Source organism: Pseudarthrobacter sp. CC4 (assembly GCF_048957775.1).
Classification (GTDB): Bacteria; Actinomycetota; Actinomycetes; order Actinomycetales; family Micrococcaceae; genus Arthrobacter.
Genome location: NZ_JARCCZ010000001.1, coordinates 246,752 through 262,820, shown reverse-complemented (window position 1 = coordinate 262,820; position 16,069 = coordinate 246,752). Strand labels below are relative to the sequence as shown.

The window sequence follows — 16,069 nt, the reverse complement described above, 5'->3', positions numbered from 1 at the left end:
CCAGGGGGCACATCATGTGGCATGGCGGGCGCTAGGGGCCGCTGGTCGAGGTGTCCACAGGATCGGGCGTGTCCCGCTTCCGTGGCCGGTCAGTAGGGGGCTTGCCGATGAGCGCTTTGTGGATCAGGGCCCTGGGTCCGTTGCAGGTGATTGCCGACGGCGTCCAGGTTCCCGTCAGCAGCCGCAACCTGCGGATTGTCCTCGAATGCCTGGCACTGCGCGCAAACTCGGTAGTAGCAGCTGACTTTTTGGCTGAAGCTGTGTGGGAAGGCCATCCGCCGGCGCATCCCGGACCGCAACTCCAGGTCTACGTGGCGAACCTGAGGAATTTGCTGGAGCCTAACCGCCCCAAGGGGGTTGCCTCGCGCCGCCTGGCCAGCAGGCCCGGCGGCTACCTCCTGGCTGTTGCCGACGACGAACTCGACCTGCTGCAGTTCCGCGCGCACCTTGCCGCCGGCGAGCATGAGGTGGGAGCGGGACAACTTGCCGGCGGCGCGGTCCGCCTGCGCCAGGCCCTGGACCTGTTCGTGTGCCCTGCGTTTCCTGACCTGGCCGACATTGAGCTGCTGGTCCCGGACCTGGAAGAGGTGGAGGCGGCCCGGCTGGACACGTGCCAGGACCTCTTCGACGTCGAACTGGCCCTGGGCCGCCATGCCAACGTCGTGGGGGAGCTCCAGCGGCTGGTATCGCAGTATCCGTTCCGGGAACGCCTGTGGGCGTCGCTGGTGCTCGCCTTGTACCGCTCCGACCGGCAGGCAGACGCCCTGGCCGCATGCCGGACGGCGCGGAAAACCTTTGCGGCGGAGCTGGGCATTGATCCCGGCGTGCGCCTGCAGGAGCTCGAATCCCAGGTGCTGCGGCAGGATGCCTCCCTTGCGCCGCCCACCGCCAACGAAAACCGCCGCACCAGGCAGCGCCTCGACAACCTGCCTGCCGCACTCACCCCCCTGGTGGGCCGGGATGCTGAACTGGGGGAGGTTTGCTCGCTCTACCGCTCCGAGGGGTGCCGGCTTGTCACCGTCACGGGGGCGGGCGGGGCAGGGAAGACCCGCCTCGCCATGGCGGCTGCCAGCCGCCTGGGCGAGCACATGGCTGACGGCGCGGGCTGGGTCAACCTGTCCCCGCTCACCCAGGCTGAGCAGGTTCCGGGTGCCATCACGGCGGCACTCGGACTGGAGGCTCCAGCCGGCGAAGACCCGTTGAAAATCGCATCCCGGTTTCTCCAAGCCCGAACCCTGCTCCTGGTCCTGGACAACTTCGAGCATCTGGAAGGCGCATGGCCGGTGGTGCTGGACCTGCTCACCGCAGCTCCCGAACTCCGGATCCTTACCACCAGCCGGAGGCGGCTAGGGTTGCGTCCCGAGCACGAGTTTGAGCTTGAGCCGCTTGAACTGCCGCCCCTCGACCCGCCCCTGCCGCCGGCGCAGTTGCGGGAGGTACCCGCAATGAAGCTGCTCCTGAGCCGGGGCAGGGCCGTCCGCCCGCATTTCACCGTGGACCCCGGAAACGCACTGGTCTTAACACGCCTGTGCCACCGGCTGGACGGCCTGCCCTTGGCCATCGAACTGGCGGCGGCCCAACTGCGGCAGCTCAGCGAGCACGATCTCCTCGCCGACCTGGAGGTCAGCCTGGCTGCCTTGCCGGCCAGTTTCCAGGACCTTCCGCACCGGCAGCGGACCCTCACGGCCACGATGGAGTGGAGTTATCAATTACTGGCGGATGCGGAACGCGTGCTTTTGTGCCAACTCGGGGTTTTCGCCAACGATCCCACCGTGGCAGCGATCGACGCTGTGCGCGGCCCCGTCCCCTCCGATGCGCCATCCACGCAGGAACTGCTGTCCGCGCTCGCGGACCACAGCCTGTTGCGGCGCTACACCGACCAGGCAGGTAGGCGGCGTGTGTCCCTGCTGCAGTCCATTCGCGAGTTTGCCCGCGACCGGCTGGCACTGCTTCCCACAGAACCCGAGGTGCGCCGCCGGCACGCCGAGCACTATGTTGACTTGGCCGAGGCCGTAAGCCCGCGGTTGTGGGGCCAAGACCAGGTGGACGCTTTCCGGACGCTGCACTCCGAAGCGCTTGACCTCCGTGCGGCACTGCTGTGGGCGGCAGCACCACAAGGTTCAACAGAACTGGCCCTTCGCCTGGTGGGCCAGCTCTGGCACTACTGGGAGCTCACCGGAGACTTTGCCGAACAGCAGCGGACTGCCGTGGCACTGATGGAGGCGGCACCGGATGCTCCACCAGAGCTTCGAGGGCCTGCACTTAGCGGGGCCGCTACCTTGAGTTGGGCGCTGGGCCGATATGCCAAGGCGGCCACCCTTCATGGCTTGGCGCTGAACGCGTTCCGTGACACCGCAAACGCATCCGCCGTCGCCTGGACAACTATGTGCCTTGCAGTTCAGGCGGCAAACCTTGGAGACAGGGTCGCCGCAGAGCGTCTTGCAGCAGAAGCCCTGTCGTCTCCATCTGCCAGCCACCTTACCCGCGTGTCCGCACTGATTCTGCTCTCCCGCTTGGCGTTCTACGCGGATGAGCAGGCGCGGGCACTGGAGCTATCCCGGCAATGCGTGGAGCTGGGCCGCCCGCTCGGTGACAGATCGCTGCTCGGTGTGGTGCTGATCAACCTTGCGGAGTGCAAGGAACAGGCAGGCGACTACGACGACGCGGAACGGCTGCTGCTCGAAGCTGTCAACGCATCGCTGGAACTCGGCGCCCACGGGAACCTCGTTGCGTTTCTTGAATCTTTGGCTGGACTGTACGCCGCGCAGAACCGCCTGGAACTCGCCACCAGGTTGCTTGCAGCCGCGGACGCTTATCGAAGGGACCACGTACGCCCCCTGGGTGGGGAGGAAGAGAAACTGGTGACAGCCATCACCGCGCGGGTCCGGGCGGAAGCCGGCCCGATCCGTTTCGGCCTGGCATGGGAAGGCGGAAGAAACCTCACGCTAAGGCAGGCGGTCAATGAGGTGCTGCAGGGCGCACGCCACCCCGAATTGCCGCCGGGCGCTGCCCACCCAGCGGACCGGCATCCATCCACCCCGGAGAGCGCCGTGGACCCGGCCCCGTGGTCCTGACTTATGGTCGTCACCCGTTGGTCCGTGTCCAGTCGGTCAGTCCTTCGTGTCCGCGGTGCCCTCTTCCTCCGCGTGTGCCGCCTTCTCCCGGGCCTCCTGCTGGTGCTGCTCAAGTTTCGCTTCGGCATCCCTGCGCCGGTAGCCGATGGACCGGGCCTGTTCAGGGGTGGGATGCCGGTGCTCCCGTTCCCAGGCGTGGTCGTTGACGCCGGTACCGGGGACTACCTCGTCATCAGGATTGTTGGCTTCTTCATCCATATTCAAACCCTTTCACAGTCCCGGTGCGGATAGTAGGGCCTACGCCCCGAGCCGCCCGTAGGTGCTGATCACGTTGCCTTTGCTGGTCCGGGACGCGTCCTGCAGTACCAGCCGGGTGGCGGGGTCGCCGTCCTGGAACAGGCGCCGGCCGGTTCCCGCGATCACCGGGTGGGTCATGAGGGTCAGCGAGTCCAGCAGCCCGGCGAACAGCAGCTGACGGGTCACCGAAATGCTGCCGCACACGGCTATCTCGCCGCCGTCGCGCTCCTTCAACCCCGCCACGAACTCCTCCAGCGGCGCGTCCATCAGCTGCGAGTTCTGCCATTCCAGCGGCGCCGCCAGCGTCCGGGACGCCACGAACTTCTCCACCGGGTTGATGAACGCGGCGAAGTCCTCGTCCACGGACGCGTTTGGCCAGTAGGCGGCCCACTCCTGGTAGCTGACCCGGCCCAGCACCACCGTGTCCACTGTTTCCATCATGGTGGTCAGGCCGGCTCCCAGCTCGTCGTCGAAGCTGTCGAACTGGAACTTGTACGGATCGGAGACCACCCCGTCCACTGAGTGGAACAAGCCGGCAGTGACTTTGCGCATGGGGACCTCCAGAGTGGCTTTCGAGTGGACAGGCACCACGCTAGTGCGCCCTCCCGCCACGCGGAAGATCCCTGCTGGAATGCACGACGCCGGCCGCTCCAGTTACGTTCGTCACTCGCCGCGGCGTCTTGCGCGGTTTCGCCGATTCCGGGCCCCATACTTGTGGTGAGCGGCCGTTGCCGCGCCCCCGGCCAGGCAGGAGGAAGTGCATGGAAACCCTGAAAAAAATCGTGACCAACCAGTATTTCCCGGCCGGTGCAGTCCTTACTGCCGTCCTGCTCTTCTGGGCCGTGGGACTCTTGGGCGGGCTGTCCCTCCTGAACAACAACCAGCCGCCGCTGACAACGCTCACCTGGATGCTGTTTGTCTACATGGCTGCGGTGCTCACCCCTCTCGCCGGCGCAGCGGCCGCCGTCGACCTGGTCCGGCGCTGGCGGCGCAACCGCACAACTGAAGCATCGGGCGCAGCTGAAGCATCGGGCGCCATTGAAGCTGCGCCGGCATCGGAGCCGGATGTTCCAGCCGAAGAAGGATCTGCCGCCCAGCCCGTGCCGGTTCAGGACCAGCCGGTTCAGGACCAGCCGGGACAGCAGCGCCCAATACAGCAGAAGCCGGTCCAGCAGAAGCCTGGCTCCAAGAAAGCTGCCTAGCCGGACTGCCGGGCCAGTTCCACCCGGTTACGCCCCCGGGCTTTGGCCGCATACAGGGCCGCATCGGCCTCGCCCAGGAGGGTAACCGCATCCACCCGGTGCTCTGCCGTGAACGCGGAGATCCCCGCACTGAGCCGCAGTTGGCCGGACGGATCGCCGGCGTGCTCGATCGCCAGGTTCCGAACAGCATCCAGTGCCCGCTCCATGAGTGCCTTCGCGCCGGATACCGACTGCTTGGGCAGGACCAGCAGGAACTCCTCCCCGCCGAAGCGGTACACGCCGTCGCTCTTGCGAACGGAGCCGAGCAGCGCTTCCGCCACCGCCCGCAGGGCCTGGTCTCCTGCAGGGTGGCCGTACAGGTCGTTATAGGTCTTGAAGTTGTCCACATCGCACATGGCCAGGCTGTACCTTTCCCCGTACCGAACGCTCCACTGGTGGAGCTGTTCCAGATCCTCCGAGAGCTTCAGCCGGTTGTGCAGGCCTGTCAGCGGATCTGTGCGCGCCTGCCGGGCAAGGACCCTGCGGTAATGCGCCAGGTCCGCATGGAGGGTGGTGACGCGCAGCGCCACCAGCAGCCGGGCCTGCAGCACAAAAGGGTCCAACGGCTTGGTGACGTAATCGTCTGCCCCGGCCTTGAGCCCGGCCAGGATGTCCTCGCGGGACCCCTGCGACGTCAGCAGGACGACGTAGGTGTAAAGGTCCTCCTCGCGCTCCCGGATGGCCCGGCACAAGGCCAACCCGTCCATTCCAGGCATCACCCTGTCCGTTACCACCACATCGGGTTGGTGCTCCAGGTACAGGGCCCAGGCCTGGTCGCCGTCGGCGGCTGCCAGGCAGTCATGCCCGGAACGCTCGACGGCGGCCCTGGCCACCATCAGCGATCCCGGATCGTCGTCAGCCACCAGCACCTTCACGTTGCCGCCTTCAACGCCGCGTCCAGTCCTGCGTCCAGCAGCCGCAGTTCCGCCTCGAGACGGCGGACCAGTACCGGGCCGTCTCCGTCCCTTCCGCTGCGACCTATCCGTTCGAGTTCTGCACAGGTCCCTGCTACTTGTGCCGCCCCGATATTGGCAGCCGCCCCCTTCAGCGCGTGAGCCGCACTGGCAAGTGCGGGCCCGTCGCCGTCGGTTACTGCTGCGTTCAGAGCCGCGAGGCGTCCGGGGACCGCCCGCCTGAACGCGGCCGCCGCCTCGGGCAGCAGGCCCAGGCCGTCGCCGGGCCCCAGGTCCCGCAGGATGGCAAGCCTGTCCTGGTCCAGGACCGGAGTGGCTTCGGGGGCGGCAGGAGCCCGGACCCCGGTGACGGCAAGCGGGTGCGGGGCAGGTTGGGGGACCGGCCGGGGCTCGGGTTCCGGAACCCAGCGTGCCAGCGTGGCTTCCAGCGCGGCGGCATCAACGGGCTTGGCGAGGTAGTCGTCCATGCCGGCTGCCAGGCAGCGTTCCCGGTCGCCGTCCAGCGCCCCCGCCGTCATGGCAATGATCGGCAGGCGGGTATGGGTGCCCGCCCTGCCGCGGATCTGCCGCGTTGCCTCGAAACCGTCCATCACCGGCATGTGGCAGTCCATCAGCACGGCCGAGTACCTGGAATCCGCCGTGGCGCTGAGGGCCTCGGCGCCGTTGGACACCACGTCCACGGCATAGCCGAGCCCGCTGACCGTTGCGCGGGCCACTAGCTGGTTCACCTCGTTGTCCTCCACCACCAGGATGCGTCCCTTCGACGGCCCGTCCGCCACCGGCGCCGGCTGTGCTGAACCGGCGGCCGGAACGGAAGGCTCGTGCGTGGACATGAGCCGGACCAGCCGGTTGTAGAACTCGGAGCTCCGGACCGGCTTCATGAGCCATTCGCGCACCCCGGCATCCGTGATCTCGGCCGCGTTGACCTGCATGGTGGACGTGAGCACAATCAATTCGATGTCCGCCAGTCCGGGTTCGGCCTTCAGGCGCCGCGCCAGCGCCAGCCCGTCCATGCCCGGCATGCACAAGTCCAGGACCGCCAGGTGGAACGGGTTCCCGGCGGTGTGCGCCTCGCGGGCACGCACCAAGGCTGAGGCCGCATCGGGGAATACTTCCGGTTGCAGCAGCCAGCCGCGCAACTGGGATTCGAGGACCAGCCTGTTGGTGGCGTTGTCATCCACCACCAAAACCCGAAGGCCGCTCAGGAAGCCGGCCGCCGGAACCGGGTCCGTGGACGGCGGCGCCACTGGCAAGGGCAGCCGGAACCGGAAGGTGCTGCCCTTCCCCGGGGCGCTCTCCACGGCAATTTCGCCATCCATCGCATCGGCCAGGCGGCGGCAGATGGCAAGGCCCAGCCCGGTACCGCCGTATCTCCGGGTGGTGGAGGCATCGGCCTGGGAGAACGACTGGAAAAGCCTGCGGTGCTGGGAAGGGTGGATCCCGATGCCGGTGTCACGCACTTCGAAGCACGCCATGGCGGTGCTTCCGGGTGCCGCTCCGGGGTTCTCCGTTGTGACTCTGATGGACACCTCGCCCGACGCCGTGAATTTCACCGCGTTGGAGGCAAGATTAAGGAGGACCTGACGGATCCGGCCGGAGTCACCCACCAGCCGTACCGGGACGTCCGGCTCGCAGTAGGCGATCAGCTCCAGGCTCTTGGCCTGTGCCGGTTCCGCCAGGAGCCCGGCCACCTCCTCCACCAACGTGCGCGGATCAAAGGGACGCGACTCCAGGTCAACCTTGCCGGCCTCCAGCTTGGAGAAATCGAGGATGTCGTTGATCAGGGCCAGCAATGCCTCACCCGCGCTCTTGACGCCTTCCGCGTACTGCTTCTGGGTCTGGTCCAGCCGGGTCTCCAGCAACAGGGCTGTCAGGCCCACCACGCCGTTCATGGGGGTACGGATTTCATGGCTCATGGTGGCCAGGAACTCCGACTTCAGGCGGCTGGACTCCATCGCTGCCTCCCGGGCCGCTTCGAGCTCCTTTGTGCGGACGGCCACCTCGTCCTCCAGCCGCGTGGTGAGGGTGATGTTCTCAAAAATGATCAGCACCTGCCGGACCAGGACAAACACCAGCACGGCAGCGCCCACCACCAGCAGGAACGGCTCGAGTTCGTCCATGTGGGGCTCCGCGAACAGCACCACCGCCATGAGGAGCGGGACGTACGGCAGCAACTCCAGGGCGAGGGTGTAGCCAGTCCGGTCCGTCCCCGCGCTTTCCTCGTACGGTGCCAGCGGGGCAAGGGCAACCAGGAGGAAGGCGATGATCCATCCCAGGGCGAGGGGCGACCCGGTGGTGCCGGTAACGCCGTCGAACGTCATCCGCACGTAGATGCTGTCCGTCACGGCCAGTACCAGCAGGCCGCTCCCCAGGAACAGCCACGGCCGCCGCTCGCCCGGCTGGCGCCGCATGGCAAGGACCAGCACCAGGGACGTAATCACCAGGTCCGCCACGGGGTAGGCCATCCCGGTGAGCCGCGCCAGCGGATCGCCCTCGGCCTCGAAGGCCTGCCCAAGCACCATGTACCAGCTGACCACCAGGACGGAACCGGCAATCACCGCAGCGTCCATGACCGCCCGGTACTGCGCCACCGTGTGGTTGCCGCTGCGCCTCCTGAAGGCAAAAAGGGCCGCGACTGCGGGCACCGAGTAACCGATGAATAGGGCATCCGCCAGGGAGGGGAACGGATATACGTGGTTGTTCGCGAGGCCGTAGAAGGCGTAGAGGGCCATCCCGGCGGCCCACAAAAAGGCCGCGACAGCCATGAAGGTCCAGGCCCTGGCATTGACGCCCCCGCGCAGCGCGGCGCGGGTGCAGCTTGCTCCGGCAAGCAGGGAAGCTGCGAGGATCAGGAAGTCACCGGTCACGAGGGCGGCCGGAGATCCGCTGTTCACGGCAAGGAACAGCCCGAGCGCAGCCAGGGCTGCGGCCGTGCACAGCGCCGGCCATTTTAGCGGCGCCATGCTGCTGCCGCCGGCGGACCGCCGCTGCGGGAGACCAGTCTGAGACACGCGGAACCTCCCCCTGTGTGCGCCCGTACTCCGAAGGCCTTTGCCCCTGAAAAAACCGTGACCGGAGCCCGCCCGAGACCTGGGCGGGAGACGCCCTCCCATGCTATCCCCTCAGGGCGGAAGGCGCCCCTGTCCGGGGCGGCGCTACCGCCCCTTGAGGGCATTGAGGGCTTCCTCCGCGTGCTGCAGCGCCTGCTCCAGCCGCGGGCCGGGCTGCGGCAGCGAGAACAGGTACCCCTGGAGCGTGTCGCATTCCAGTGCCGTGAGGTAGTCCGCCTGCGCTGCCGTTTCCACACCTTCCGCGGTGACAGTCAGGCCAAGGCTGTGGGCCATGTTGATCATGGAGCTGAGGATGGGAAGCCGCTCATTGCCGGTGTGCACCATGGACACGAACGTCCTGTCGATCTTCACAGTGTCCACCGGCAGGTCCTGAAGCCTGCCCAGCGAGGAATAGCCGGTGCCGAAGTCGTCCAGGGCAACCCTTGCGCCCGCGTCCCGCAGGGTGCTGAGCTGTTTGATCAGGGTGCAGTCAGCGTCGAAGAACACGCTCTCGGTGACCTCCAGGACGAGCTGGTAGGCGGCAACGCCCTTGGCCTCCGCGAGCCCCAGGACCGTCTGCGCGAAATCCGGGTCCTGGAGCTGGACGCCGGAGACGTTCACGGCGAGCGACCGGGACGGGTCCCGGCTCAGCCAGGGTGCCAGCTCCGCCATGCCCCGTGCCATCACTTCGGCACCGATCTCGTTGATCAGTCCCGTGCGTTCCGCCAGCGGGATGAAGACCGACGGCGGGACGCGGGTGCCGTCGCAGTCCCACCTCGCCAGCGCCTCAAACGTGACCACCTGGTCCCTGCGGTGGGAAACGATGGGCTGGAAATCCACCGAGATCTCGCTCCGGGCTACGGCGAGCTGCAGCCCGCCCTCCATGTAGGTCCTTTGCACCAGGGCCGTCATCATGTCCGGGTGGAAGCGCAGGAATCGGTTCTTGCCTGCGGCTTTCGCCGCGTACATGGCGATGTCGGCCTGGCGCAGGAGCTCGGAGGCGCCCACATTGTCCCGGGCCATTGAGGCGAGCCCCAGGCTGAGACTGGGCCGCAGGACCGTGCCCTGGATGGTGACCGGGACGTTCAGGCACCGGACAATGCATTCGGCAATGGCATCGGCGTCCGGGCAGGCTGTCAGGAGGACCACGAATTCGTCACCGCCCAGCCGGGCTACGACGTCGGCAGTCGGGGCGCAGCCGCGGAGCCTGCGGGACACCTCGATGAGCATCTCATCGCCGGCCTGGTGCCCCAGGATGTCATTGACTTCCTTGAAGTCGTCCAGGTCCAGGAGCAGGACGTCCACTGTCTTCAGCCGGGGCTCCTCCACGGAACCGGCCAGTGCATCATTGAACACCGCCCTGTTGGCCAGTCCCGTGAGGGGGTCCTGGAACGCCATCGTGCGCAGTTTCTCGGCCTGGGCCGCCAGATCCACCATGGCCTGATGAGCCTGCTCCTGGGCCTTCCGCCGCGGCGTCACATCCCGGAAGCTCCACACCCGGCCGACCACGTCATTGCCCACCCGCTGGGGCCGCGAATACCGTTCGAAGGTCCGGCCGTCCGTCAGGTCCACCACATCATGGCTCTCCGCCGAAGGGCTGTCCGCCAGCTCTGCGAGCCGGGCAGTGAAGGCAACCGGATCCGCGATCTGGGCCATGACCAGCTCCATCACCGGTTCCTCGCTGTCGCCCGCCATAAGCTCCGGCGGGATACCCCACATGGAGAGGAACTGGTCGTTGAAACCGGCCACGTGGCCGGCGGAGCTCATCACCAGGATGCCGTCCGCGGTTGACTCCAGCGTGGCGGTCAGCAGGGACATCGCCTCCCGCAGGTCCGCATCCGCGTCCTGGCGGTGGGAAGTACCCCGGACGGACAGCAGCAGTAGCGGCACGGCGGGAACGACGTCGTCGGATCCCGGCACCAGGGAACCCGCTGCTTCAGCGGGGAACTCCGTTCCATCCCTGCGCACGCCGTAGATTTCGCGCGGCGGGAGGTGCTCCCGGGGCCCGGCAAGGAGCCTGGCGAGAAGCTGCGCCACCTCGCCGCGGAAGCCCTCGGCCAGGAGCGTCCGGTGGTCCCGCCCGGCCAGGTCCCCGCTGGCGTACCCGAACATCCTCCCGGCGGCGGCGTTGGCCATAGTGATGCTGCCGTCGGCCGCAATGGCCAGGAGAGCGTCCGGGCTGGCGTCCAGGACCGTGCCGAACATCAGTGCTGCCGGATTTTTTCTGTGGCTCCAGTCATCAGTCATTGCGCCACCCCCCTCGCACATCATAAAGCGCGGATGCTGAATTGGTGGCGGAACAGCAGGAATCGGTTACAGGCCGGCCGGCGCCCTGTGTGCGGCCCGGTTGCCGGGTTCCCCGGGAACGCAAATAGCGCCGCCCCCTCGGAGGGGCGGCGCTATTTTCTTGTTGAGGAATATGTGGGGTTGCTACACCCGGCGGCCGCTGCGGTTGGCAACCGCACCGTAAACCAGGAGCACGATGACTGAACCAAGAATTGCCAGCAGCCAGGTGCGGAGGTCGAAGAATTCAGCCAGTCCGCCGCCGAAAATCAGCGAGCCGATCCAGCCGCCCAAAAGGGCGCCGACAACGCCGAGGACCAGGGTGACCACCCAGCCTCCGCCTTGGCGGCCAGGCAAGATGGCCTTTGCGATGGCGCCGGCGATCAGGCCCAAAATGAGAAATCCGAGAATACCCATGTTGCCACTCCTTAATCGGTAAGTTGTGCCGGGCCCCCATTTCCGGTTCCATAATTCAATCAGTGTGCTTACTGCTCTGCAAGGGTTTGATTGTCACGGGATGACTGTCAGTTTTCCCGTATCGATAGGATTGGGTGACCCCGCCATCCACCAAGGAGTTCCCGCATGTGCAGCCAGCAGACCGTCCGGCCGCGTGCCGTGTTCCTCGATATCGACGGCACTTACGCAGACCATGGGCTCGCTCCGGACGCCCATGTGGAGGCAGTCCGCACCGCACGCCGGCTGGGACACCTCGTCTTTGTGTGCACCGGCCGGCCGCTGGCCATGGTCCCCGCCCACATCCTTGAAGCCGGTTTTGACGGGACCATCACCGGCGCCGGCGCCAGGGTGGAGCTGGACGGCCAGGTCCTCAAGGACACGCGCTTCGACCAGGACCTGGCCGGCCGCATCGTTGACGCCCTGGATGCCCATGACGTGGCCTACATCCTCGAAGCCCCGGAATCCCTTCACGGCCGCACGGGCGTGGACCGGCGGCTGAGGGAGGTGCTTGGGCCCATTTTTGCCGACCGCCCGCAGCATGACGGCGTCCTCGGGACCGATGTGGATCCCCTTGAGGACATCCTGGGACCCATGCAGTACAGCGACGACCTCCGCGCCGTCTCCTACGCCAAGATCTCCTGTTTCGATTCTGACGTGCCACTGAAGAAGCTGGTGGACCTGCTCGGTCCGCAGGTGGGGCTCATCCCCAGCTCCCTCTCCGCCCTGGGGGACCGTGCCGGGGAGATCTTCATGGCCGGGACCCACAAGGCGGTGGGCATCCAGGTGGTGGAGGAGCATCTGGGCCTTGACCGGGCGGACATCGTGGCTATCGGCGACAGCGCCAACGACATTGAAATGCTTGAATACGCCGGGGTGGGGATCGCCGTGGAAGGCGGGCACCCTGCCGTGCTGGCCGTTGCCGACCGGTTTACGGCCGGCCCGGCCGGCAACGGCGTGGCCCTCGCCTTCGCCGAGCTGGGCCTGCTGGACTAAACCCGGGGCAGGGCCCTCTCCACAGCCGGCACGTCGGCGCCCCTGGTGCCCAGGCCGCGCACCACCCAGCCGTGGGCCTGCCATTCCGCCGCGTCCAGCACGTTGCGCGCGTCCAGCACCACCCGCCGTCGTACGGCCGCACCCGCAGCCTCAGGGGACAGCCGCCGGTATTCATCCCACTCCGTGAGCAGCAGGACCAACTCGGCGCCTTCGAGCGCCCGCCCGGCGGCGGCCTCGAACCGCAGGCGCGGGTAGCGCCGCCAGGCGTGGTTCACCGCCTTGGGATCCGTGACCGTGACGTGCGCCCCGGCCGCGGCCAGCCGGTCGGCCACGTCCAGGGCGGGGGAGTCCCGGATGTCGTCGGTGTCCGGTTTGAAGGAAGCGCCCAGCACGGTGATGGAGCGGCCGGCAACGCTGCCGCCGCAGAGTTCGTCGGCCAGGCCGACCGTCCGTTCGCGCTGGCCCAGGTTGACCGAATCAACGAGGCGCATCCAGTCGTCCACGGCCGTGACCCCCAGGTCCGCGGCCTGCGCCCGGAAGCTGCGGATGTCTTTGGGCAGGCAGCCGCCCCCAAACCCGAGTCCGGCATGCAGGTACCGTCCGCCGATGCGCGGGTCCATCCCCATCGCCTCGCTGAGTTCCGCCACGTCCGCGCCCGAGGCGTCGCACAGTTCGGACACGGCATTGATGAAGCTGATTTTGGTGGCCAGGTAGGCGTTGGCGGCCGACTTGATGAGCTCTGCAGTGGCAAAGTTGCAGACCAGGCGGGGAATGCCTGCCCGGAGGAGCGGTTCGTAGACGGTGTCCAGGACCGCTGTCTCCCCGAGCGGCGCGCCGGTGCCGCTGTGAAAGGCGGCTGCGCGCCCGCCGTCGACCCCGTACACCAGCCGGTCCGGCACCAGCGAGTCCTTCACCGCGGTTCCCTGCCGGAGGAATTCCGGGTTCCAGGCGAGCAGCACGTCCGGCCGGGGGGCCAGCACCCCGCGGAGCATCTGCACCGTGCCCACGGGGACGGTGGATTTGCCGACGACGACGGCGCCCGCCGCCAGGTGCGGCAGCAGGGCTTCGGTGGCGGAGACCAGGAAGGTGAGGTCGGCGGCGTCGGACGTTTTGTCCTGCGGGGTGCCCACACATAGGAAGTGCACTTGCGCGTCCTTCGCAGCGGCGGCGCTGGTGGAAAAGGTGAGCCTGCCGGTTTGCCGGCCGTCCCGCAGCAGTTCGTCCAGGCCCGGTTCGTGGAAGGGGGCGGCACCGCGCGCCAGCTGCTCCACTTTGCCGGGATCGACGTCGATCCCCACCACGGTGTGGCCCATGGAAGCGAGGGTGGCGGCATGCACGGCGCCCAGGTAACCGCAGCCAATCACGGAAATTTTCACAATGCTGCTCCTTCAGTGCTGCCAGAGCCCAGGGAAACCGGGACTCCGGCAATGGCGTCTTCGTAGTGGCGCACCAGTTCGGCGCAGAGGGCAGGCCAGGTCCTGTCCTGCACGGAGGCATGCGCCGCGGCGGCGAACGCGCGGCGCTTGGCGTCGTCGCCCATCAGGTCGAGAACTTGGCTCCGCATGGCGGACAGGTCGCCGGGCTCGTAGAGCCAGCCCGTCCGCGAGTTCTCCACCAGGTCCAGCGGGCCCCCGCGGCCGGTGGCCACCACCGGCACGCCCGATGCCATCGCCTCCTGGATGGTCTGGCAGAAGGTCTCGAACTCACCCGGGTGGACGAAGAGGTCGAAGGACGCCACGGCGCGTGCCAATTCTTCGCCGCCCAGGAACCCGGTGAAGACCGCGTCCGGTAAGGCCTCCTCCAGCGCCGCACGCTGCGGTCCGTCGCCCACGATGACCAGCCTGGTGTTGGGGACGCCGGCCAGGGCAGCGAGGTCCTCCACCTGCTTCTCCATCGCGAGCCTGCCCACGTAGCCGATGATCCGCCTGCCGCCGGGAGCCACCCCGGCCCGCCACCCGTCGTCGCGCTTTTCCGGTGAAAACCTGGCAGTGTCCACCCCGCGCCGCCACATCCGCACCCGTGGAATGCCGCGGCCGCGCAACTGGTTCAGCGCGAACGTTGACGGCACCAGGGTGCGGGAGGCGAGCAAATGGATGTTCTCCACCCGGTTCCACGCCCAGTTTTCCAGGAACGGAACCCCGTACCTCCCCGCGTAGCTGGGAACCTCGGTCTGGTAGATCGCCACGGTGGGGATGCCCAGCTGGTGGGCGGCCTGGACGGCACGCCAGCCCAGGATGAACGGCGAAGCCAGGTGGACGACGTCCGGTGCGTAATCGGCAAGGATTCGCTTGACCCGGTACACACCGCCCATCGCCACCCGGACGTTTGTGTAGCCGGCCAGCGGAACCGCCGGCAGCCGGTGGATCTCTGCGCCCTTGACGTGGTCCGGCGCTTGGGCGTCCTGCGCAGAGGGTGCGATGACCAGGACGTCGTCGCCCCGGTCCTGGAGATGGTCCAGCACCCTCAGGATGGAATGGGTGACCCCGTTCATCAGCGGCAGGAATGATTCAGCAACAATTGCGATCCTCACCCCTCCACGATGGGCGGGGGGCTTGAAATGGCGGGGGAGAAAGCGTTACCCGCAGGAAAAGGCTGGGTGAACAGGAACCGCCGTGTTTCGAAAAAATTACTAAGTAGGCTTCCCTTTTGATGCTAAGCATGCTTACGGTATGGGTGCAGCTAACGCGAAGCCTCAAGCAGTCGGGGCGGAGGCCGCGCCACGGGAACGCCGTGCCGGTGCATCCATTGGTTAGCTAAGCCCAGCGCAACGACACATCCAAGGAGACGTCATGCTCAACCGGGAAAACATTGAGAACCTGCTCACCAAGGGCGGCAACGTAATCGGCTCCGATGGCGAGAAGATCGGCTCCATCGGCCAGCTTTATGCGGACGACGACACCGGCGAGCCCACCTGGGTCACCGCCAAGACCGGCCTTTTTGGCACCTCCCAGTCCTTCGTGCCCGTCGAGGGTGCGCACAGCCAGGGCGACGACCTGGTGGTGCCCTACAGCAAGGAGCACGTCAAGGACGCCCCGCGGGTGGACGTGGACGGCCACCTCACCCCCGAGGAAGAGGACCGGCTCTACACATACTATGAGCGCGGCGCCCGGACCTACTCCGAGTCCCAAGACGATGTGGACCTGCAGGGCGACGCCGACCTGAACGCAGGCACTCCCACGGCAGGTATCGATTCGGACCGCCGCGCTGACCGGGGCACCGTGGGCCACGACACCTCAGGCCCCACCACGGATGACGCCATGACGCGCTCCGAGGAGCGGCTCCACGTCGGGACCGAGCGGGAAACCACGGGCCGGGCACGGCTGCGGAAATACGTCACCACGGAAAACGTCACCAAGACCGTTCCCGTGCAGCGTGAAGAAGTCCGGCTTGAACGCGAGCCCATCACAGATGACAACAGGGGTTCGGCCCTCAGCGGACCGGACATCAGCGAGGAAGAGCATGAGGTGGTCCTGCATGAGGAACGCCCCGTGGTGCAGAAGGAAGCCGTTCCCGTCGAGCGGGTCCGCCTCGACAAGGACGTTGTCCACGACGACGTGACGGTCAATGAGGAAGTCCGCAAGGAGCACATCGACGCTGACGGCGTCGACCGGGACGGGCGCCGCTAGCGAGGCAGTGCGGAGGCTGAAGCGCCGCTGAACGGACCGGCGCCGAGGCAACAGCACAGCGAACGACGCCGGGAGTCCCCCTTGGGGACTCCCGGCGTCGTTTCTGCATGCCGACCTGGTTAAAACGCTGGTGCA

Annotated in this window: 12 protein-coding genes; 4 read left to right on the top strand and 8 right to left on the bottom strand. The window is 67.3% G+C overall.

What is annotated here, in order from left to right; genetic code table 11:
• Positions 1 to 107: 107 nt before the first annotated feature.
• Positions 108 to 3,074: a BTAD domain-containing putative transcriptional regulator gene (locus PV768_RS01075; protein WP_421091992.1), complete on the top strand. Its 2,967-nt coding sequence runs from the start codon at positions 108 to 110 to the stop codon at positions 3,072 to 3,074.
• 36 nt (positions 3,075 to 3,110) lie between these two features.
• On the opposite strand, the gene PV768_RS01070 is transcribed toward PV768_RS01075, so the two are convergent.
• Together PV768_RS01070 and PV768_RS01065 are read right to left on the bottom strand one after the other, a co-directional pair.
• Positions 3,111 to 3,332 (bottom strand): hypothetical protein, encoded by a 222-nt coding sequence (locus PV768_RS01070; RefSeq protein WP_421091991.1) that lies wholly within the window; start codon positions 3,330 to 3,332, stop codon positions 3,111 to 3,113.
• Positions 3,333 to 3,371: 39 nt separating this feature from the next.
• Positions 3,372 to 3,923 (bottom strand): dihydrofolate reductase family protein, encoded by a 552-nt coding sequence (locus PV768_RS01065; protein ID WP_157238792.1) that lies wholly within the window; start codon positions 3,921 to 3,923, stop codon positions 3,372 to 3,374.
• 209 nt (positions 3,924 to 4,132) lie between these two features.
• Between PV768_RS01065 and PV768_RS01060 the strand changes: the two genes are divergently transcribed.
• A complete protein-coding gene (locus tag PV768_RS01060) occupies positions 4,133 to 4,573 on the top strand; it encodes a hypothetical protein (RefSeq protein ID WP_157238791.1) in 441 nt (146 codons plus the stop codon).
• Here PV768_RS01060 and PV768_RS01055 read toward each other — a convergent pair.
• The 4 genes from PV768_RS01055 to PV768_RS01040 all read right to left on the bottom strand — a co-directional run bounded on the left by PV768_RS01055 (position 4,570) and on the right by PV768_RS01040 (position 11,276).
• Positions 4,570 to 5,487 carry a GGDEF domain-containing response regulator gene (locus PV768_RS01055; protein WP_321215669.1) on the bottom strand — a complete coding sequence of 306 codons (918 nt, stop codon included), beginning with the start codon at positions 5,485 to 5,487 and terminating at the stop codon, positions 4,570 to 4,572. The genes PV768_RS01060 and PV768_RS01055 overlap by 4 nt on opposite strands.
• Positions 5,484 to 8,537 carry a response regulator gene (locus PV768_RS01050; protein ID WP_421091990.1) on the bottom strand — a complete coding sequence of 1,018 codons (3,054 nt, stop codon included), beginning with the start codon at positions 8,535 to 8,537 and terminating at the stop codon, positions 5,484 to 5,486. Before PV768_RS01050 ends, PV768_RS01055 begins: the two co-directional genes overlap by 4 nt.
• Before the next feature lie 144 nt (positions 8,538 to 8,681).
• On the bottom strand, positions 8,682 to 10,823 hold the full coding sequence (locus PV768_RS01045) for a putative bifunctional diguanylate cyclase/phosphodiesterase (RefSeq protein ID WP_421091989.1): 2,142 nt from the start codon (positions 10,821 to 10,823) through the stop codon (positions 8,682 to 8,684).
• Positions 10,824 to 11,006: 183 nt separating this feature from the next.
• Complete coding sequence (locus PV768_RS01040) at positions 11,007 to 11,276, bottom strand: GlsB/YeaQ/YmgE family stress response membrane protein (protein WP_104997136.1); 270 nt, start codon at positions 11,274 to 11,276, stop codon at positions 11,007 to 11,009.
• A gap of 165 nt (positions 11,277 to 11,441) precedes the next feature.
• Between PV768_RS01040 and PV768_RS01035 the strand changes: the two genes are divergently transcribed.
• The gene (locus PV768_RS01035; RefSeq protein WP_157238789.1) at positions 11,442 to 12,308 is read left to right on the top strand and encodes an HAD family hydrolase; all 867 of its coding nucleotides are present in this window, start codon (positions 11,442 to 11,444) and stop codon (positions 12,306 to 12,308) included.
• Here the strand turns inward: PV768_RS01035 and PV768_RS01030 are convergent.
• On the bottom strand, positions 12,305 to 13,684 hold the full coding sequence (locus PV768_RS01030; RefSeq protein ID WP_370460395.1) for a UDP-glucose dehydrogenase family protein: 1,380 nt from the start codon (positions 13,682 to 13,684) through the stop codon (positions 12,305 to 12,307). The genes PV768_RS01035 and PV768_RS01030 overlap by 4 nt on opposite strands.
• Positions 13,681 to 14,838, bottom strand: a complete 1,158-nt coding sequence (locus tag PV768_RS01025) for a glycosyltransferase family 4 protein (protein ID WP_321215674.1) — start codon at positions 14,836 to 14,838, stop codon at positions 13,681 to 13,683. The genes PV768_RS01030 and PV768_RS01025 overlap by 4 nt, the downstream gene beginning before the upstream one ends.
• Positions 14,839 to 15,097: 259 nt before the next feature.
• Between PV768_RS01025 and PV768_RS01020 the strand changes: the two genes are divergently transcribed.
• Complete coding sequence (locus tag PV768_RS01020; protein ID WP_421091988.1) at positions 15,098 to 15,934, top strand: DUF2382 domain-containing protein; 837 nt, start codon at positions 15,098 to 15,100, stop codon at positions 15,932 to 15,934.
• Positions 15,935 to 16,069 lie beyond the last annotated feature (135 nt).